Annotated in this window: 17 protein-coding genes; 11 read left to right on the forward strand and 6 right to left on the reverse strand. The window is 64.7% G+C overall.

The window, feature by feature from the left end; translation table 11 throughout:
* Positions 1–82: 82 nt before the first annotated feature.
* The 3 genes from AC3QL2_RS24160 to AC3QL2_RS24170 are packed head-to-tail and all read right to left on the reverse strand — an operon-like array spanning position 83 to position 5281.
* Complete coding sequence (locus AC3QL2_RS24160; RefSeq protein WP_493234889.1) at positions 83–2839, reverse strand: Hsp70 family protein; 2757 nt, start codon at positions 2837–2839, stop codon at positions 83–85.
* Positions 2840–2849: 10 nt separating this feature from the next.
* On the reverse strand, positions 2850–4694 hold the full coding sequence (locus AC3QL2_RS24165; protein WP_493234888.1) for an Hsp70 family protein: 1845 nt from the start codon (positions 4692–4694) through the stop codon (positions 2850–2852).
* Entirely contained in the window at positions 4691–5281 is a 591-nt protein-coding gene (locus AC3QL2_RS24170; RefSeq protein WP_493234887.1) for a DUF2760 domain-containing protein, read from the reverse strand. Before AC3QL2_RS24170 ends, AC3QL2_RS24165 begins: the two co-directional genes overlap by 4 nt.
* A 154-nt stretch (positions 5282–5435) precedes the next feature.
* Between AC3QL2_RS24170 and AC3QL2_RS24175 the strand changes: the two genes are divergently transcribed.
* Positions 5436–5846 carry a cupin domain-containing protein gene (locus tag AC3QL2_RS24175; RefSeq protein WP_493234886.1) on the forward strand — a complete coding sequence of 137 codons (411 nt, stop codon included), beginning with the start codon at positions 5436–5438 and terminating at the stop codon, positions 5844–5846.
* Here the strand turns inward: AC3QL2_RS24175 and AC3QL2_RS24180 are convergent.
* Positions 5822–6553 (reverse strand): NAD(P)H-dependent oxidoreductase, encoded by a 732-nt coding sequence (locus AC3QL2_RS24180; protein WP_493234885.1) that lies wholly within the window; start codon positions 6551–6553, stop codon positions 5822–5824. The two genes, AC3QL2_RS24175 and AC3QL2_RS24180, sit on opposite strands and share 25 nt — an antisense overlap.
* Before the next feature lie 115 nt (positions 6554–6668).
* Between AC3QL2_RS24180 and AC3QL2_RS24185 the strand changes: the two genes are divergently transcribed.
* The 3 genes from AC3QL2_RS24185 (at position 6669) to AC3QL2_RS24195 (ending at position 12710) form a co-directional block, all read left to right on the forward strand.
* Positions 6669–7661, forward strand: coding sequence for a GlxA family transcriptional regulator (locus tag AC3QL2_RS24185; RefSeq protein WP_493234884.1), 993 nt, complete (start codon positions 6669–6671; stop codon positions 7659–7661).
* Positions 7662–7810: 149 nt separating this feature from the next.
* On the forward strand, positions 7811–10414 hold the full coding sequence (locus AC3QL2_RS24190) for a hybrid sensor histidine kinase/response regulator (RefSeq protein WP_493234883.1): 2604 nt from the start codon (positions 7811–7813) through the stop codon (positions 10412–10414).
* Between the two features lie 694 nt (positions 10415–11108).
* Positions 11109–12710, forward strand: a complete 1602-nt coding sequence (locus tag AC3QL2_RS24195) for a hypothetical protein (protein WP_493234882.1) — start codon at positions 11109–11111, stop codon at positions 12708–12710.
* 157 nt (positions 12711–12867) lie between these two features.
* Here AC3QL2_RS24195 and AC3QL2_RS24200 read toward each other — a convergent pair whose 3' ends face one another.
* Positions 12868–13761, reverse strand: a complete 894-nt coding sequence (locus tag AC3QL2_RS24200) for a LysR substrate-binding domain-containing protein (protein WP_493234880.1) — start codon at positions 13759–13761, stop codon at positions 12868–12870.
* Between the two features lie 38 nt (positions 13762–13799).
* Here AC3QL2_RS24200 and AC3QL2_RS24205 point away from each other — a divergent pair, with 38 nt between their 5' ends.
* Positions 13800–14279 carry a VOC family protein gene (locus AC3QL2_RS24205; RefSeq protein WP_493234879.1) on the forward strand — a complete coding sequence of 160 codons (480 nt, stop codon included), beginning with the start codon at positions 13800–13802 and terminating at the stop codon, positions 14277–14279.
* Between the two features lie 47 nt (positions 14280–14326).
* Here AC3QL2_RS24205 and AC3QL2_RS24210 read toward each other — a convergent pair whose 3' ends face one another.
* Complete coding sequence (locus AC3QL2_RS24210) at positions 14327–14848, reverse strand: metal-dependent hydrolase (RefSeq protein ID WP_493234877.1); 522 nt, start codon at positions 14846–14848, stop codon at positions 14327–14329.
* Positions 14849–15050: 202 nt separating this feature from the next.
* Between AC3QL2_RS24210 and AC3QL2_RS24215 the strand changes: the two genes are divergently transcribed.
* The 6 genes from AC3QL2_RS24215 to AC3QL2_RS24240 all read left to right on the forward strand — a co-directional run bounded on the left by AC3QL2_RS24215 (position 15051) and on the right by AC3QL2_RS24240 (position 20250).
* On the forward strand, positions 15051–15569 hold the full coding sequence (locus AC3QL2_RS24215) for a hypothetical protein (RefSeq protein ID WP_493234875.1): 519 nt from the start codon (positions 15051–15053) through the stop codon (positions 15567–15569).
* Entirely contained in the window at positions 15566–16192 is a 627-nt protein-coding gene (locus tag AC3QL2_RS24220; RefSeq protein WP_493234873.1) for a hypothetical protein, read from the forward strand. Before AC3QL2_RS24215 ends, AC3QL2_RS24220 begins: the two co-directional genes overlap by 4 nt.
* 86 nt (positions 16193–16278) lie before the next feature.
* Positions 16279–16953, forward strand: coding sequence for a dihydrodipicolinate reductase (locus AC3QL2_RS24225; RefSeq protein WP_493234872.1), 675 nt, complete (start codon positions 16279–16281; stop codon positions 16951–16953).
* Positions 16954–17400: 447 nt separating this feature from the next.
* Complete coding sequence (locus tag AC3QL2_RS24230; protein WP_493234871.1) at positions 17401–19032, forward strand: cbb3-type cytochrome c oxidase subunit I; 1632 nt, start codon at positions 17401–17403, stop codon at positions 19030–19032.
* A gap of 3 nt (positions 19033–19035) precedes the next feature.
* Positions 19036–19626 (forward strand): cbb3-type cytochrome c oxidase subunit II, encoded by a 591-nt coding sequence (locus tag AC3QL2_RS24235; RefSeq protein WP_493234869.1) that lies wholly within the window; start codon positions 19036–19038, stop codon positions 19624–19626.
* Between the two features lie 12 nt (positions 19627–19638).
* On the forward strand, positions 19639–20250 hold the full coding sequence (locus tag AC3QL2_RS24240) for a c-type cytochrome (protein WP_493234868.1): 612 nt from the start codon (positions 19639–19641) through the stop codon (positions 20248–20250).
* The last annotated feature ends 5 nt before the right edge of the window (positions 20251–20255 follow it).

Here is a 20255-nt window from a genome sequence, read left to right on the forward strand (position 1 = left end):
CTTTCACCCGACGACGCATGATCTTTCATCGATCCACAAAAGAAGCCCTGCATCGCAGGTGCTTCTTTCAGGAACGCGTCAGCTAGATCAAGCGCAGCCCCGCCGGCAAGGCCTCACCGAAGCTGAGGCGGCTTTCGGCCTCGTCGAGTTGGACAACTTCCCGCAGCATCGTGATCCAGCCCTGAGGCGCACGGATCGCGGTGAGGCGGCGGATCACCTCTTCGCGCAGCGCATCGGGCAGGTCGCGGCTGCGGTCACCGGTCAGACGGGCGATCTGCGCGGCCGCAAAACCGGCCTGCGGCACGGACTTCCAGTCGAGGGCCAGCATAGCCGCCAGCCACTCGGCGCCAATCTCGGGGGGCACTACCTGGTGCGCACTGCCGTATAGCGACGCCCGCGCGCCGACGCGGCCGAGCGCCCAGCACGCCTGCGCCCTTTCTGTGGGGCGCGGCAGGCGCTCCACCAGCCACTTGCCCACCTCGATGCGGTGCATCACCGGCACCCCCTCCAGCACCGCCGCCAGCCGCACCATATCCTCATAGCTGGCCTGCAGCGGTGCACGGGCGCGGCCCTCGGCGGCGGGCTCCAGATGGCCGGCCAGCACTTCCAGCACCTGCAATTGCGCAGCTTCGGGCAGCCCGCCCGCCACGCGGCGCCACAAGGTCCACCAGGCGCTCCAGTTGCGGCCCTCGTTCACGTACTGGATACCCTCGCCAAACAGCGCCCACAGCCGCTCGATACGCCACTCGTCGAGGGCCGCGCCGAGCCCCGGGCGCAGGCAGTAACCGGCCAGGTTCAGCCACATCCGCTCATGCTCCGCAGAACGGCGCCGACGCCGGGCGCGCTCGACAAGGGCGTCGAAGAGCGGACGCAGCAGCGCCGTGTCCCATTCATCCCGCGGGCCGAGCAAGCGTTCGAGACGGGCCCGCAGCTGGCGCCCGCCTTTTGGGTCCGCGTCCTTGCCCTGGCTGCCGAAGACCCCATCGATCAACGCGATGGCCTCGACGAGACCGGGAGCAGCCGGCGACGGAACCTCGGCGGCCTCGCCGCGCAACGCAAAATCCAGCTTCCAGCGTGGGCGGTCCTCACCGGTGCCGACGCAGTTCATCTCCAGGGTGCCGACCTCGGTCATCGTGGCGCTCAGGCTCACGACCACGCTGCTCTGGCGACTGCCCTGAGACGCCGGCAGCAGCGCGGCGACGGGCGGCAGATGAATGAAGTCCGCCTGGTCCGGATCGACCAGATCGCCGGCCTGCCAGGGACTGTCCCCACTGGTCGAGACAAGGTGGAAACGCACCGGCCGGCCCAGTTGCAGCGTAAAGCGGCGCTCCGGCAATACCACTTCGCGGCCAGATTCCGTGCCCCGCGGCAGCACGCAGATCGCGCTCCGCCGCGCGTCCTCCTCCAGCACCAGGAAATAGCTGCGTGCCGAGCCGCCGCCGATCGCCGGGCCCAGGCCGGTACGCGCCTCTCGCACCAGCGCAAAAGCGACGGCACCCCGAGCGACGGCCACATCGGGGGCATCGTTGTGCAGCACGCGCGGTGCGCGGCCACGCCAAGCCGTGAGCACGTCCACCAGCCGCCGGCTCAGCGCATCCGCGCGGAACACGCCGCCATTGAGCAGTACGGTATCCGGCACCGCGAGCCCGCCGCCAGACGGCGCATCAGGCCCCAGGGCCGCTCTGGCCGCACTCGCATGACGCTGCAGGAAGGCCGCCAGATGACGGGTGATCGCCGGATCGGCCGGATACGGCAGGCCGAACTCGACGATAGCCGCCCGGCGCCGCTGCGGCTGTTGGTCGGGGCCCTCGACGGGCAGGAAGCCATCGACGACCAGCGCCTCGACCTCGGCGCGGGTCAGCACGACGGAGCGCGCCGCGCCGATCAACCGGGCGCCCTCGCCGAGCAAGGTCACGCTGAGTTGCTCTGGCCCGTCGGCCGCCAGCAGCTGCTCCTTGGCTGCCCGACAGCGCTGCACCAGTTGTGCAAAGCGCGCCGCCGACAGGCGCTCGGTGCCTCCCAGGCGGCGCTCGGCAAGATGGGCGAGCGCCATGTCCATGTTGTCGCCGCCGAGCATCAGATGGTCGCCGACCCCGACGCGGGTCAGGCGCGGCACGCCGCCCTCACCCGCCTCCACCTGGACCAGCGTGAGGTCGGTGGTGCCGCCGCCCACGTCGCAGACCAGCACCAGGCGCGACCCGGCGAGTTCGCTGGCGAGCTGCTCCCGGTGGCGGAACAGCCAGTCGTGAAAGGCCGCCTGGGGTTCCTCGACGAGGCGCAGTTGCGGCAGGCCGGCCAGCCGCGCGGCCTCCATGGTGAAGGCCCGCGCCCCTTCGTCGAAGGATGCCGGCACCGTGAGCACGATGCCCTGGGCCGCCAGCGGCGCATCCGGAAAACGCGCGTCCCAGGCGGCGCGCACATGGGCGAGATAGCTGGCGCTGGCGGCCACCGGCGATACGCGGGGCACATCATCGCCGGCACCCCACGGCAGGATGGGCGCACTGCGGTCGACGCCGGCATGGGACAGCCAGCTCTTGGCGCTGGCCACCAGGCGCCCCGGCACCTGGGCACCCAGGTCGCGGGCGTAACTGCCGATGATCGCCGGCGGGCCCTCATTCCGTTCCGACGCTGCCTGCCATGGCAGGCTCAGCGAGGCCGTATCCAGTTCGCCGGGCGCCGGGTGATAGCGCAGCGAAGGCAGCAGCGGACGGGCCGCGACCTCGCCGCGCCCGACCAACTGCTCGATGGCCAGCAACTCGATGCGGGCCTCGCCCGGCGCCGCGTAGGCGACGACCGTGTTGCTGGTGCCGAGGTCGATGCCGACGGTGTAGCGGCTCACGGCCTCCCGCTCAGGCGCCACCTTCACCGCGCACGTCGAACTGCACCTTCCAGCGCTCGTGGCCGCCGACCGGCAGCGCCTCGAGCTCCAGCGTGCCGGTTTCGGTGATGCGGGCATGCAGCTTCACGCGCACGACCTCGCCGGGCACGCGGCCTTCGGCGGGCAGCGTGGCCTCGATCTCCTCCAGCTCCTGCAATTCGTCCGGCGCCCAGAAGTCGAGCGTGCTGCCGACCTGATCCTGGCGGCGCACGGACGAGCCGAAGAAGCGGAAGCGCACCGGCTCGCCGACGACCAGACCGAACTCCTGCTCCGGCAGCGCCGCCTCGGTGCCCTCCTCCATGCCGAAGGGGGCCAGGCACAGGGCCTGCACCGGCGGCTCCATGCCGGGGATCGCCGGCATCGCCGACTCCACCGCCACGTAATAGGCCCGCGCCGTGCCGCCGCGGATACGCACGCCACGCCCGCGCCGAACATAGCCGTAATAGGCGGCGCCGCGCGCCACGGCCAGATCCAGGTCGGCCCCGCCGAGCAGCCGGGCCGGCGCCGCGCCTTCCGCCGCCAGCCAGCCGTTGAGAATGTCCAGCACGCGGCCGGCGATGAGCTCGGACTTGAGCACGCCGCCATTGAAGAGCACCGCGGTCGGGTGCAGGAAGCTCGCGTTGGCCGCCGGCACGTCGGCGAAACCTTCCAGTTCCGCCGTCGCGTCGAGCTGCCGACCGAGGAAGGCGGCCAGATGGCGCGTGATCGCCGCGTCCTGCGCATAGGGCAGGCCCAGCTGGGTCAGTGCGCCACGCGCCCGCGTCTGCGGCCGGTCGGTGGCCGCGACCTGCGGGAAGAAACCGTTGACCAGGCTGGACGTCAGTTCGTCACGGGTGAGCTCGGTGCGGATCGAGCCGCCGATCAGCTTCGAACCGCGACTCGGCACGACGATGGGCACGCTTGCCACCGCGGAATCGGACAGCAGCGTCTCCTTCGCCGCGCGGCAGGCGTGGGCCAACGCCCGCGTCTGCCACGGGTCGAGCTGGGAGCCCTGGGCGGCGAGCTTGCGCGCGACACCGTAGGCCAGCGCCAGGTCCATATTGTCGCCGCCGAGCAGGATGTGCTCGCCAACCGCCACCCGGTGCAGCGCCAGGTTACCTTCCTGTTCCAGCACCGCGATCAGCGACAGGTCGGTGGTACCACCGCCCACATCGACCACCAGGATCAGATCGCCCTTGCGCACGTCCTTGCGCCATTGCCCGCCACTCTTCTGAATCCAGCTGTAGAGCGCGGCTTGCGGTTCCTCGAGGAGCGTCATCGGGCCGTAGCCGGCCGCCTGGGCTGCCTCGGCGGTGAGCTCGCGGGCCGCCGGGTCGAAGGACGCCGGGATCGTGACGGTCACGTCCTGCTCGGCGAAGGGCGCCTCCGGGTGGGCCAGGCTCCAGGCGTCGCGCAGATGGGACAGGTAGCGGATCGACGCGGTGAGCGGCGAGATCCGCGGCACGTCGGCCGAGGCGTCGGCCGGCAGGATCGCCGCCCGGCGGTCCACGCCCGCGTGGCACAGCCAGCTCTTCGCACTCGACACCAGACGGATCGGAGTGGCGGCACCGCGACTGCGCGCGAACTCACCGACCGCGAAGTCCTGGGTGCGCGACCACGGCAGGTGGAGATCGCCGTCGGCGAGCTCGTCGGCGTGGGGCAGATACAGGAAGGACGGCAGCAGCGGGCGTTCATCCACGGAGCCGGGGCCGCTGAGCTGCGGAATCGCCAGCACCTGCTGGACGGCCTTCTCGCCGTCGCTGGCCTCGATGTCCACGTAGGACAGCGCGCAGTGGGTCGTGCCCAGATCGATGCCGATCGTGTAGCGGGCGCTCACAGCTCCACCTCGGCCTGGGCAATGATGGACGTATCGTGACCGTCGGCCAGGCTGGGCAGGCGGCTCTCGGTGACCCGCCAGCCCCGGTGGCTGAGGCTGCCGGTGAAGGGCGCACTGCCGACGACATTGCCGGTCAGGCGCACCGCCGCGGCGTCGAAGCCTTCGGCCAGCGTGACGCGGCTGCCCTCGCTCTCCTTGCGCACTGGCTCGATGCGGAAGTGTTCGTTCAGTACCTTGCGGCAGCCTTCATGCACGACCCGCGCGGCGGCGCCGATGTCGACGTCGGAATACGCGGCGATATCCTCCTGCACGAAGTCGATGAGGCGCGCATCCCGTTGCAGCAGGCCCAGGAGCTGCTGCGCTGCCTCATGGGGAGCACGTTGCAGCACGGCGGGGGCCGCAGGGGCCACCGGCGCGGCGGGCGCAACCGGTTCTACCGGAGCAACCGGCGCCGGCTGCGGGGCATGACCATGGCCGTCCCGCAAGCCGACGATCCGTTCGGCAAAACCGGGATCGGTCAGTATGGACAGGAAGCTGCCGCAGGCCAGCGCGATGCGACGCGGGAAGGAAAGCGGGGTTTGAGACATGGGAGCACCAGGCGGTTGATTTTGTCGCGTCGCAATATAACCCACTCGGGGCCGACGAACGATTCTTCCGCAGCGCCTGGCGATTCCCCCCCGGCTTGGCTAGCTTTACAGCAGCACCATGCGTCCGCCGTGGTGCCCCCGCAAGGAGCTTGGCATGTCATCACCCAGCCCATCCCCGACCGTCGTCGCGGTGCGCCCCGACAGTGAAGTCCTCACCAGCCAGCGGCTACCCTATTTTGTCGGTATTTCCGGCGCCACGGCCGGCAGTGGCGGCTTGTCCATGCATCTGGTGGTGATTCCGCCGGGCGGCATGTCTGCGCCCCACCTGCACCACGGCCACGAGACGGCGATCTACGTCCTCGCCGGGCGCGTCGAGACACGCTACGGCCCCGGGCTGCGCGACAGCGTGGTCAGCAGCGCCGGCGATTTCCTGTTCATTCCGCCGGAGGTGCCCCATCAGGCCATCAACCTCAGCAACGACGAACCGGCCCGCGCGATCGTCGCCCGCAACGATCCGGCCGAGCAGGACAAGGTCGTGCCCTACGATCCGGCCGAGGCGCGCTGAGCGGCCGTGGCGAGGGGCCGCAGCCGATCGTCGTAATCGGAGAGGCTCGGAAACTGCAGCGGCACGTCGCCCTCGATCGTCTGGAGGCGAGCCTTCCAGTCGTCCATGATGCCGTTGCGCGCCTCCTCGCTGATATAGGGAATGTGCCAGCCGACGAAAGGCGGCAGCACATCCAGCCCCGCGTAGCCCAGCGTGCCCTGAAGCAGGTGGCGCAGCATGCCGTCCAGTGGGCCGTGAATGCCTTCCTGCCCGAACATATGCTCCTGCCCGCCCAGCGTGAGGCCGACGAGGGCACGACGGCCGACCAGCCCGCCGCGATCATAGACACGCTTACCACCATAGACCTGGCCCGACACGAAGACCCGGTCGATCCAGCCTTTCAGCATCGCTGGCGTCGAGAACCAGAAGACCGGGAAGACCAGCACCAGCAGGTCGCACCACAAGAGCTTGTCGAGCTCAGCCTGGATGTCCGCGCTGAGGGTGCCACTACTCGCTCCGTGTCGCTGCTCAAGGGCATAGACGCAGTAGTCCGGATTCGCGCGCACGCCGAAGTCCGCCGCCGAGGCCACCGGCTGGAAGCCCATCGCGTACAGGTCCGACACCTGCACCTCGTGGCCCTGGCGCTGGAACTCCTCGACCGCCGTCGATTTCATTGCGGTGCAGAAGGACTGCGGCTCGGGGTGGGCGTGAACGATGAACACTTTCATGAACGGACTCCGTTTCTGATGGGTAGGTGGTGATGAATACGGACTCAGTTTAGAAACCGGGCACCGATGTGTAGAGTGGCGAAACTGACTATTTTTGTGCGATATCCGCCACGCCATGATCCGCGCCGCCATCCTTGCCTTCGACCAATGCCACGCCTCCAGCGTCGGCGGCTTTGCCGACATCCTGCAGGTCGCCAACGCTCACCTGCTGCGCCGTCAAGGCGCGGCGGCAGAACAGTTCGAGTGGCAGTTCGTGTCGATCACGGGGCAGCCCGTCGTGGCCAGCAACGGGCTGTCACTGGCAATCCGCCGGCTGGAACCCGGTGAGCGCTACGACCTCGTCTTCGTGCCCAGCCTGCACTACTGCGGGCGGCAGGCGTTCGAGCGGATCCTCGCCGCCCAGGCCGATACCTGCGCCTGGCTGGTGGCCCAGTGGCAGGCCGGCGCATGGGTGACCGCCAACTGCACCGGCACCTTCATCCTCGCACAGAGCGGCCTGCTCGACGGCAAGGCGGCGACCACCACCTGGTGGCTGGAGCAGCCGTTCCGCGCCCGCTATCCGCAGGTGGATCTGCAACTGCGTTCGGTGATCACCGAGGCCGAGCGGCTGATCTGCGCCGGCGCGTCGGCCTCCTACCTGCTGCAGGCCATCCGCGTCATCGAGCGTTTCGTCGGGCCGGCCATTGCTTCGCAGGTGGCCCGCAGCATGCTGATCGACGTCAGCCAGACCAGCCAGGTGCCCTACCTGCCGCTGCTGGCCGAGCGGCCCCACGCCGATGCGCTGGTGGAACGCGCCCAGCAGTGGCTGCAGCGCCACATGACGCAGGAGCTCCGCATCTCGGAGCTGGCCGCCGCGCTGGCGGTCAGCGACCGTACGCTGATCCGGCGCTTCAAGGCCGCCCTGCAGCAAACACCGCTGGCCTACCTGCAGGATCTCCGCCTCGAAGCCGCCCGCGCCCTGCTCGAAACCGGCAACCTGAGCGTGGACCTCATCGCTGGCGAAGTCGGCTACACCGACACCAGCTCCTTCTCGCGCCTTTTCCGGCAACGCATCGGCATGAGCCCCGGCGCCTACCGCAACCGTTTCCAGATCAATGCGGCGCAGTGACGGCGGGCTGGAGAGCAAAAGCAACGACCGACGACTCGTGCCGCCCGGTGTGCGATCGGACACACTTCAGCAAGGTATGCGCATACCCATTTCGGTGATAATGGTTTCCCGCTTGCCCAGCCCGATCCATCGCCCACGCCGCCATCCGTATGCCGTCAGCCCAAGGCGCCCTGCCCAGGTTTTCCAGCCACATCTGGCTGACGCTCGGCCTGTTCGTCGCGATGGTGATGACCTTCCTGGTCTATGTGCACGCCGAAAAGCAGATCGACCGCGCCAACGAACTGCGCCACCAGTCCTTCCTGCTCGCCGAGGAACTGCGCCAGTCGTCCGATGACCTGACGCGCATGGTGCGGACCTACATCGTCACCGGCGATCCACTGTACAAGGCCCACTACCAGGAAATCCTCGACATCCGCGACGGCCGCCGCGCCCGTCCGGCGGACTACCAGCACATCTACTGGGACCTGGTCCTCACCGACGATCGCCGCCCTCGCCCCACCGATGCCGCACTACCGCTACTGCTACTCATGCAGCGGGCCGGCTTCACCGCGGAGGAATTCGCCAAGCTGAGCGAAGCCAAGGCCAACTCCGACGCGCTGACGCGCACCGAATTCGCAGCCATGGCCCTCGTCGAGGCCGGCGGCCCGAAGCTGGCGGCTCAACGCGAGCAGGCCATCCTCATGCTGCACGATGCCGCCTACCACCGCGCCAAGGCCGGCATCATGGCGCCCATCGGCGAATTCGAAAGCATGATGGACCAGCGTACGCTCGAAGACGTGCACGCTGCCGAGGCCCAGGCCGTGCATATCCGCTCCGCCTTCGGGCTGATGTTTGCGCTGCTCGTTGCGCTGGCCTACAACATCCATCGCCGCCAGAAGAAGATTCTGGGCGGATCGGTGCTCGACATCTACACCGCCATCGCCGACCTCGGCCGGAACGACCAGTCCGCCCCCATTCCCCACGTGGAAGGGGCCGAGGGCAGCGTTCTCGACCGGCTCGCCGACACCCAGGACCACTTGCTCCGGCTCAGCGCTGAGCGTACCGATTCGGTTCGCGAACAGCTTCGGCTCAATCGGGCGCTGCGCCTGCTGAGCGACTGCAACCTGGCCCTGTTCTCCTCGGAAGACGAAACCCAGCTGCTGTCCGACGTGTGCCGCCAGATCGTCGAGACCGGCGGCTACCAGATGGCCTGGGTCGGCTTCGGCGAGGATGACGCGGACTGCAGCGTGCGCCCGGTGGCCCGCTTCGGCCGGCAGGCCGACGAATACCTGTCGAACATCCGCGTATCGTGGAACGAAGAGCTCGCCACCGGGCGCGGCCCCACCGGCACCGCCGTACGCACCGGCACCACCCAGGTCGTCCAGCACGTCAGGATCAACCCGCTCATGACGCCCTGGCGCGAATACGCCAAGGCCGTCGGCTTCCGCTCCAGCATCGCCCTGCCCCTGTGCGTCACCCGCCAGTCCATCGGCGCGCTGACCCTGTACGCCGCCGACCGGGATGTGTTCAACCCCGACGAGGTCGTGCTGCTCGAAGAGCTGGCGCGCAACCTCGGCTTCGGCATCGAAACCCTGCGCACCCGCGACCAGAGGAAAGCCGCCGAAGCGGCGAGCCGTGCCAAGAGCATGTTCCTCGCCAACATGAGCCACGAGCTGCGCACGCCGATGAATGCCATCCTCGGCATGACCAGCCTCGCCCTGCGCGACGCCGGCACGCCGCGCATGCGCGACCGCCTGGAGAAGATCGGCCAGGCCTCCCGGCACCTGCTGCAGGTCATCAACGACATCCTCGACCTCTCGAAGATCGAAGCGGACCGCCTGGTGCTGGAACACACGCCCTTCGCGGTGCACGACGTGGTCGGCAACCTGGTGTCGCTGATCGGCCGCCAGGCCAAGGACAAGGGCCTGCAGGTCCGCATCGACATGCCGCCGCCGGTCGGCGAGCTGCGCTGCCAGGGCGACCCGCTGCGCATCGGCCAGATCCTCCTCAACCTGGCCAGCAATGCGATCAAGTTCACCGAACAGGGCACCGTCACCATCAGCGTGCGCTGCATCGAAGAAACGGCGGAACGCGCCCAGCTGCGTTTCTCGGTCACCGACACCGGTATCGGCATCGCCCCGCAGGACCACGAGCGCCTCTTCAACGCCTTCGAGCAGGCCGACGGCTCGATGACCCGCAAGTACGGCGGCACCGGCCTCGGACTGGCCATCAGCCGGCGGCTCGCCCACCTGATGGGCGGACAGCTCGGCGTGGACAGCGAGCCGGGCGAAGGCAGCACCTTCTGGCTCACGCTGCCCCTCGACAGGCTTGCCGGCGACGACGAAGCGACCGCAACGCAGCCCCACGACGCCGAAGCGCAGATACGCGCCAAACACGCCGGTGCCCGCGTGCTGCTGGTGGAAGACGAACCCGTCACCCAGGAAGTCGCCCGCGAGATGCTGGAAGAAGCCGGCCTCTGCGTCGACGTGGCCGCTGACGGCGAACAGGCCGTGGCCATGGCAGCCCAGACCCCCTACGCGCTGATCCTCATGGACATGCAGATGCCGCGCCTGAACGGCCTCGACGCCACCCGCACGATCCGCAGCCTGGCCGATCACGCAACGACCCCGATCCTCGCCATGACCGCCAACGCCTTCGACGAAGACCGCCAGCGCTGCCTCGAGGCCGGCATGAACGACCACCTCGGCAAACCCGTCGAACCCACCGTCCTGTTCGCCACCGTACTCCGCTGGCTGTCGACACCACGGGGCTGAGGCGGCGAGCCCCACCCTTCGGCAGCGGACATCAGGACGTCCAGCGCGGAGAAGCACCTATCGCCCTTCGCGGGCCGCACCGCCCCCACTGCATAGAACCAGCTCCCCTGCGATTTGAACCTTTGCTCGCCGGACTTGAACTTCAGCTCCGCGGCGCTGAGTTCGAGATGCGTGAACTTGAACTGTCGAAGCCACGATTTGAACTCGTGCCCCCCGGATCTGAACCTTCGGAGCTGGGACATGAACATTTGATGCCCGGAGTTGAACCGGTTCAAGTCGGGGCTGAGCTGGTTCAACTCAAACTTGAACCGGTTTAACGCAAAGATGAACTCACGATGCTCGAAGCGTCGAGAGTTCCCGGTGGAGCTTCGTGGGTTCAGGTGCGAGGGGCGAGATATGAGCCGGAACGCCGACGACATCAATTATGACAGTTGCAGATCGCCTCTCCGGACAGGATGTCCTCCACATGAGATGGCCATGCTTCAGCTCAGCTGACCTCAGAATAAACATATTTTCATTATCATTTTTTAAGAGTTATTTGGTATATTCAACCCACCAAATGACAATCACATGCACGGTGAGACCGATTCATGGGAAGCTGCTCGGCACCATTAGCTTGAAAGTCTGGCTGAATGCTGAATATACCCCCAAAGAGATGAACCATCGTCCCTGCCGGAAAGATTGAGGAGAACCCGTGAAGCTCTTTTTATTTCTGCTCGCGCTGATTATTTCTGCGGGCTTGCCGACGTACGCTGCAGCGGATCAGCCGGCTCAATACGTAACACAGATCCTGGAGCCCACCGGCGGCAAGATAATGCGTCCGGTCGACTGGTTCTACTCGGAGCGTCATGAGGGGGCCAGCTATACCTGGACCATCTCAAAGGAAGATTCGCGCACCGGCGGGCCATATACGACCGGCGTCAAGATTCAAGCATTCATCGGTGTAAAAGCCGTTACGGGCAAGAGCGCCAAAGAATTCATTCTCAACGTTGCAGAATCAAAAAATAAATCGGCCGAAAAGATTGTCTCCACCTGTGGCGAAAGTATTCAGGGGCTATTTACCCGAATCTGTCTGGAAACCATGGAAGGACCGTACCGGGTCATGTACTCCATGTTTTGGGGTAACGACAACCTGGATCTCGCAATCGTCTCGATATCCGGCACCACCAGTGCGCTTTGGGAGACTTATTCGCCAGTCTTCCAGAAAATGTCTGCGATTGAACTGATCGACATGAAACGGTTCAGCCAATCCAATACGCCGCAAAGCCCGCTCGATACAGTGTCGGTTTACCTTATTCCCCTCGACGACTTCCCGGAGGATCTTGCCTCGTTGCTGGCCAAGCGGCTTCAACAAGACTTCAATATCCGCGTCAAGGCGTCCCTCCAACTACCCCCGCTCAACCTGACCACGCTCCCCGGTACCAATCAATACGTCGTGGAGGATATCCTGTCACTGGGCGCTTCTGCGTCAGCCTCGCTTCCAGAAGCATCGCCAAACACCTATCGGATATTCCTGACCCTCCGGGATATCAATTCGCGATCGGCAAATTTCCGCTTCCAGTTTTCATCCCATAACACGGGCTTGAACAGTTCGGTTATTTCATTGGCACGGCTCCTTGAGTACAACAAGGATCAGGCCATGCTGACCGAGCGCGCATCGACCCGCTTATTGAAAATGACGAAACGCGCCATCGGCGAGATGCGATTCGGGTGGTCCCGCTCAACCGACCGATCCGACCTCATGTACTCGCCGATCATGAGTCTTGACGATCTCGACAGGCTTGGGCTTGAACACAAGACCGGATCGCCTACTGGCAAGGCCCTGGTTGCGGAGAGTTACCGAATGCTCGGCGTCACGATGCTGCAGCCCGATTTCGTTCTATCCCAACGCATACCGGACCCGAAGGGATTGGCAGACTACATTTCCCTGCTCAGCAATACGCTTGGGGAAAACGTGAAATCGCATTCCCCAACCTCCCCTGCCGGCGGGCATATCGTCATCGGAATTCGGCCTGGACAAAAGTCGAAAGTTTGGCTTGCCCTGGAACCTCCTTTGCCAACGCCTCTTGCGAACAAACTCATCACTGCCGCGCAGTTGGTTCCTCCACCGCAGGTCCAGGGCGGCACCGTTGTGCTTGGCATCAAGGCGAGTTTCTGGGGAGGAGCGGCGGAAGGGATCCAGCCTTATCCTGCGCAGTGGCGCACGATCGCACAAAAATCCTCTCAGCCGATTGAAGCAGGAAAGCTTGCCGACCTAGCCTGGGGAACCGCCAACGACACCAAATCTCGCCATTAGCAGGTTTGCGGCCCCTGGGGAACGACCAATCCCTACCTGTCGTCGCAGGATTACCTGAACCCCAGGGCACTGCGACGATGCGCGGAGAAGTCGAACCCCAGTCCTCAATTTTTCAAAAAGCTGAACGCCATATATGGCCAATCCTTCAAGCATTGGCCTAAAACACCTCAAGATCCAGCGCATAAGGCCCTTCACGGAGCTGGCTCACCAGATACTCCGTGCAGATCCTGATCTTGGCCGAACGCTCCGACCGCGTGGTCGTAACTGCCCAGATGTCTGCCTTCTGGGTGTATTCAGGCAGCACTCTTAGCAGACGACCGCTGCGCAGGTCTTCAGCCGCATCCCACGCGGCAAGCAGGATGATGCCGCGTCCTTCACGCGCCATGTTGCAGACCACATCGCTGTGATTCGAGCCCATCGGTCCGGTGACTTTGACGGACTCTTCTCCCGACCTCCCCGACATTCGCCATATTCCAAAGGTCTGGTGTCTTTCCCGATAAAGGAGGCAATCGTGGCCGGCCAGATCTGCGAGGGATTTGGGCATCCCGCGCTTCTGGAGGTAAGCGGGCGCAGCAACCAGCACACGCTGGCTTTCTGCCACGCGGTGCGCGATCAAGTTCGGTTCGGTAACTTCGCCCATGCGGATATCGATATCGAAACCTTCTTCCACCAGATCGGCCCGGCGGTCCATCAGTTCAACCCAGATATTCAGTCCGGGATGCAATTCTCGCAGGCGCGCAAGAATGGGGGAGATAAAGTTCCGCCCGAGGCGCAGGCTGCTGCAGACACGCAATGTCCCGGACAGCGACAACTGGGATTGGCTCACCCCTTGGTTATCGACTCGCTGGCCCGGCAAATCGACCATTTCGGCGACGTGATCCTTGGCCGGTGCAAACCCTTGGTCAGTGCCTACGACGGACTGCAGAACCTTCGCGTGACCGATGCGATTCTCCAGGCTGCGCGAACGGGGCGAATCATCGAGGTCGTTTGAGCAACGTGAAGCCGCAACCTTTAGGAAGGAAACTTGCCCAAGGCTGCGGGCTGCGTCCATGGTTCAAGCCCGCCCTCATTGCCCGTAGGAGAATGAAAATGGTCAGCAAGAACACGATTTGCCTCTGGTTCAACGGCGCCGCGGAAGAAGCCGCCCGGTTCTATGCCTCGACGTTTCCGGACAGTGCGGTGGGCGCGATCCATCGTGCGCCCGGCGACTATCCTTCGGGCGCGGAGGGCGACGTACTGGTGGTCGAGTTCACGGTGATGAGCGTTCCGTGCATTGGTCTGAACGGTGGGCCGGAGTTTCGGCATAGCGAGGCTTTCTCTTTCCAGGTGGCGACCGACGACCAGGCCGAAACGGATCGCTTGTGGAATGCGATCATCGGCAACGGCGGCCAGGAAAGCGCCTGCGGCTGGTGCAAGGACAAGTGGGGCCTGTCGTGGCAGATCACGCCGCGCGCCCTCACGGCCGCGATTGCCGATCCGGATCGGGCGGCGGCCAAGCGGGCTTTCGAGGCGATGATGCAGATGGGCAAGATCGACATCGCGGCAATCGAAGCGGCACGGCGCGGCTGACGCTCAGCTTTGCCGCGAAGGGCACTTGGCAGCCTCCACCTGCGCGGCTATCGAGCTGCCGAGCGCACGCACTCCATGATCCACGCACAGTGAATCCCGTGGAACCAGACGTAATCCGCGCAGGCAAAGGCACCGATCCACGACGCGGCAACGACGAGCAGGTCGCAGCGCCCGCTCTTCCACCAATTGAGGGAATGACGGCAACACAGCCACGGCACGCCGAGGGGGTTGGGCCAGTCCGCCAGCAAATGCATCAGCCCGCCGATGGCAAAACCCACGCCCAGCGGCGCCGGCGTGCTTTTGCCGAGTTGCTCATAGGAATAGAAAAGGAGCGCGATCCAGGCCAGGCCCCAATGCGTCAGGGTCCGGTGGGTGATCCATAAACGGCGCGACCTGGACCACCAGGCCACTTCCAACCAATCAGGCGCGGTGCTGCCGATAAAGCCCATCACAAAGCTCAACGCGCTCCACATCTGATAAGGGCCACCCGCGCCGGCGTGGGCGACCGCTGCCGCCGCGATGACCGCTGCGGCCCAGCCTGTGGCGTGATGCGCTTTGTTTGAAGCCATTGCTCGACGACGTGCATTTCCCGCAAGGGAAAATCGGGGGGCCGTATAGTGGCAGAGTATTGAATAAAAATACAGTCCGGCGCGGTCTTGGCGCGTTATTGATTGGCGACCACACCGGCACCCTCCGCGTCAGGGCGCAAGCCTTGCGCAGGCAACATGGTTCCACTATAAGAAATGCATGAGCGTCCTGGGGGAGGTTGCCATGAACTCGTGCAAGGTGCGGCGTTGGCCCCTGGCAACCCGGTGCAAGGCCATGTTGTGCGCGACCATCGGTGTGGTCGGCATATCTGCGGCACAGGCACAGCAGCAGACGCCGCCAAGGGCGGCGGAGTTGCGGATATATAAGTCCATCGATGCCAGCAAGTTGACAGTCGAAAAGCATGAGGCTTTCAAGGCCGATGTGTTCAGGGGTGTCACCCTGTCGCCCGAGCAACAGATGACCGTGATCGGGAATCTGGGAAGCTTGGGGTGCACCCCGACGAAAATCATGCAGCAAACCTTGCCGACGCCGCCGGGCCTAGCCTCCGGTGATGCGTGCCGAAGCAACTATGCCGGTACGCCGCAAGAATTGCGGGCATTGCGCAAGGTGCTCACGGACCTGATCCGCAGGAACAACGCCGCCGACCTTGCACCTTTCGAGGCAGGCATTCCGAAGGACTGCCCGTACAAGGAGCTGTATTACTACCTGGACCTGCTGGCCCAGGTTACGGGAGGGGCATGAGCATGTCGGTGGCGATGCGAATGCTTGCCGCTGCCTGCCTGTGCTCGGTACTGCTCGGCAACCCGACAACCACCTGGGGGGTGGTTGTCGACGTCAGTGGCACTGCAAAGAAATACGAGGTCGGGGCTCAGGAAACGAGCACACAGACAATGCCTACGACCCTGGTGGAACTGGACCAGGAGGACCAGGCCGCCCACATCCGGTGGCAACGAGACTACGAGAGGCGCGGCTGGGAGTGGCACCTGTTCTCCACGCAACTCCTGTTCTGCATCGTGATGGGTATCGTCGCTTTCGGGCTGTGGATCACCTACCTGCAGTTCAAGCGCGACTACACGGGGCGGACGCGTGCCAAAAAGGCGGAAAGGGCCAATGCACAGGCCGTGCAGGCGCAGGCCGCCGAGTCCGCCGAGTCCGCCGGCGAAGAATCTGCCCCACCCACAACGACGAACTCGACCATCAAGATCGGACCCGCCGGCATGGAGATGACGTCGCAGATCGTAGGCCTGCTGGTGCTGGCGCTGTCGGTGGCGTTCTTTTACTTCTATGTGAAAGAGGTCTACCCCATGCGCGAGATCGAGCGCGACAAGGTGACACCTTCCGCATCCACCACCGCGGACCAGTAGAAGACATCGGCAAGCCCCCGAATCCCTCCAACACAAGCTCGCGCCCTTCCCTCACAATCCCCCGCTTTCAATCTCAAGCGGTAGTCATGCAAGTCATCATCGTAGGGGCCGGCAAGCTGGCGAAGGAGCTGCTCGGCTCGCTGGAGCTGGACACGCGGTATCAGGTCGTTTCGTGGGAAGAACGGGCGGCGGGCGATGGGCAGGCCATCGTGGTCCACGCGGGGTCGGGACGGGAGCTGGCGGCGGTGGGTACGTTTTGCGAGGAGACGGCATCGCCGCTCATCGAGCTGTCCACCGGGTCGGCCGTCGAGGATGGCGAGTTCGCCTTTCCGGTGGTGTTGTGCCCCAATACGAACATCCTGATGCTCAAGTTCATGGCCATGCTGGAGGCGTCCGGGCCGCTGTTCCGGGGCTACAAGATCGAATTGGTGGAATCCCATCAGGCGTCCAAGACGTCAGTACCGGGCACGGCGGTAAGCATGGCCCATGCGCTCGGGCTGGCACAGGAGGAGATCCAGTCAGTCCGCAAGCCGTCCGTCCAGCACGACACGCTGCACATCCCGGAAAACCAGCTCGCCCGCCACGCCTTCCACCGCATCCGCATCGAGGATGGCGCCTGCAGCGTACAGATGGAAACGCGCGTCTATGGCGATACGCCGTACGCCAGCGGCGTGGCGCGCATCGTCGAGGCGGTGCACGCACGTCCGCTGGAGAACCGGGTCTATCCGGTGATGGAGTTCATCACCCACGGTTGGCTGTGATGTTGATGTAGGTCCCCCGCCGCACTTCCGTCGGAAAGGCAACGAACGGAAGCAGCGGCGCTTATGCCCACCTTTTTGAAGTCGCGCATCACCTCTGTGACCGCCCCGGCCGTCAGGCCTCAGCCACAAAAATTCCGACACTCCCAGCTGCGGGTCTGAACTTCCGAGGCTCCAGCGCCCTGCGGGTTCGGCGTGGAATTGGCTCTGTTGCACCATGAGCGGCAGCTAAAGAGATCAGGTTCCCGCTCACCCGGTTGCACCTTACCCACATGGCCAGCGCGGTTGTATTTATATCACGTTATGATCTAATTATCGGCAGCGCGAAGGCATCTCTCTATCCATGCAGGCCGTAGAGGCGACGCTCTTCACCGCTGGCAGCACGCAAATAACTATCAGCAGGAGCCAAAGCTCCGCGAGTCGTCACCCCCGAACCCCAACGGAAGAGCCATGGATACCGTCACTATCTTGCTTTCTTCATTCATCCTGTCAGTCACAGGATTGTTCGTTTTCATCTGGTCCTTGCGCAGGAATCTGTTCGAGCGCAACGCCAAAGGCGCCCGCACGATCTTCGCTGCCGGGGAAATTGGCCATGTCGAGGATCCGGGCGCCACGCGGGCAGGCATCTCGGCCCTGCAACGCGTGGTGGCCCATGGTGGTGCCGACAACACACAGCCGGATCAGGGCGCCCTCCGCGCCCGGCTTGAAGCGGATCGCTCGAGCGCCAAACCGGCTTTCATCTTTCTGTGCTGCGCCGTCGTCTGGTTGGTGCTGGCCTCGTTTGCGGGGCTGACCAGCTCGCTCAAGCTGCACAACCCGGACTGGCTGACCAATACGCCGTGGCTGACCTTCGGTCGAATCCGGACGCTGCACCTCAATGTGGTCGCCTACGGTTGGGCGCCCATGGCTTCATTCGGCATCGCTATCTGGATGCTGCCGCGCCTCCTCAAGACGAAGCTGGCCGGAGGGCGCTATGCCATGCTCGGGGCCGTGTTGTGGAACGCGGCCTTGATCGCCGGCCTGGTCTGTATCGGCAATGGCATCAACGACGGCATGGAGTGGCTCGAGATCCCCTGGCAACTGGGCCTGTTCATCGTGGCCGGCGGCGCGATGATCGGGCTGCCGCTGATCCTGACCCTGCACCGGCGCACCGAGAAGCACCTGTACGTGTCGATCTGGTACATGGGCGCGGCCCTTTTCTGGTTCCCCATCCTGTTCGTCGTCGCCAAGTTCCCTGGGCTTCATTTCGGGGTTGAACAGGCCACGATGAACTGGTGGTTTGGCCACAACGTGCTGGGGCTTTTCTATACGCCGATGGCCCTGGCGACCACCTATTACTTTTTGCCGAAGGTGCTCGGCCGCCCCATCCAGTCCTACAACCTTTCGTTGCTTGGCTTCTGGGCGCTGGCCTTCTTTTACGGCCAGGTCGGCGGCCACCACCTGATCGGCGGCCCGGTGCCGGAATGGATGGTGACGCTGTCGATCGTCCAGAGCGTGATGATGATCGTGCCGGTGCTGGCCTTCACGACGAATCAGTTCCTGACGCTCCGTGGCGTTCTGGCCGCCATTCCCCATTCCCCGACGCTGCGCTTCATTGCACTAGGGGGCCTGATGTACACGCTCAGTTCGGTCCAGGGCTCCTTTGAAGCACTGCGCAGCATCAACACCATCACGCATTTCACGCACTTCACCGTTGCCCATGCCCACCTGGGGCTCTACGGATTCGTGACGATGGTGATGTTCGGCGCGATCTACTTCGTGATGCCGCGCATCATGGCCTGGGAGTGGCCGTATCCGCGCCTGATTGAATGGCACTTCTGGCTGGTCGTTGTCGGCTTCGCGATCTACTTCGTCGGCCTGACCATAGGCGGCGTCCTGCAAGGTCTCGCCATGCTCGATGCCACGCGTCCGTTCATGGATTCGGTAACGGTGACCCTGCCCTATCTGGAAGCGCGTTCAGTCGGCGGCGCGCTGATGACGGCCGGCCATCTGGTGTTTGCCTTCCATTTCGCGGCCATGGCCTTGCGTTATGGCCCCAAACGTACCGGCTCCGTCATTCTCGGCAACCCTTTTGCGGCCTGAATCATGGAAAACGAATTCAAGCTCATCTCCGGCGCCCTGGTCACCCTCGCCGTTTCCGCCAGCGCCCTGGTCGTCCTGCCCTATTTCCAGCTGCAGTCGGTCCGGCCTCCCGAAAAGCTCAAGGATTACAGCCCGGAAGAAGCTCTGGGGCGTCAGCAATACATCAGCGAAGGCTGCGTGTACTGCCATTCCCAGCAACCGCGCGATGCCAGCCAGGCTCCGGATGCCAAGCGCGGCTGGGGCAGAACCCCCGTGCCGGGCGATTACTACTACGACAAGCCCCACCTGCTGGGCACCATGCGTACAGGCCCCGATCTGTTCAACATCGGCGCCCGCCAGCCGAGCATCGACTGGCAACTCGGCCACCTGTACCAGCCCCGGGCGTACACTCCGAACAGCATCATGCCGGGCTTCCCGTACCTGTTCGAATTGAAGGCGCAGGCCGCGGCGGGAGACAAGGTGGTGACGCTTCCCCCGGCGTTCGCGCCGGCCAAGGGCGTGATCGTCGCCAAGCCTGAGGCCATCAGGCTGGCCAAGTACCTCCTGTCGCTTGACCACACCTACCCCATTCCAGACGCCGCACAGGCTAAATAGGAATTCAGAGCCATGACCTTACATTCAAAGCGTGGGCAGGCCATTCATGACGCCCATTTGCGCGAAAACCCCGAACCCCACGAGTCGTCGACGCCGATTCCCGTGCTCCTGCTGGGCTTGGTCGCCATTTTGCTGGGCTGGGCCATTTATTACATTGCGACTGCGAATCCACGTACTCCGCCGCAATTTGGCGACCGGCGCACTCTCTCGGACCTTTCCGCCACCGTAGCGGCCGCACCTGGTGCGGCAGTGGACGGCGCGCAGATCTTTTCGGCGCAGTGTGCGGCCTGTCACCAGGCCACCGGGCAAGGGATTCCTGGCGTATTCCCCCCGTTGGCCGGGTCGGAATGGGCGACGGGAAAGGAGCGCCTGATCGTGCAAATCCTGCTGCACGGCATCGATGGTCCGATCACGGTGAAAGGCGCGAACTATCAGGGTACGATGCCGAATTTCGGCGAGAAGCTCAACGACGCCGAAATCGCTGCGGTGACGAGCTACGTCCGGAAACAGTGGGGCAATACGGCTAGCCCCATCAACTCGACCACGGTCGCGACCGAGCGCGACGCCACCAAGGCGCGCAGCAAGCCCTGGACGGGTGGCGACGAACTGGCGCAATTCCGCTAGCCGGA

Source organism: Zoogloea sp. GW822-FHT05C07 (assembly GCF_058800215.1).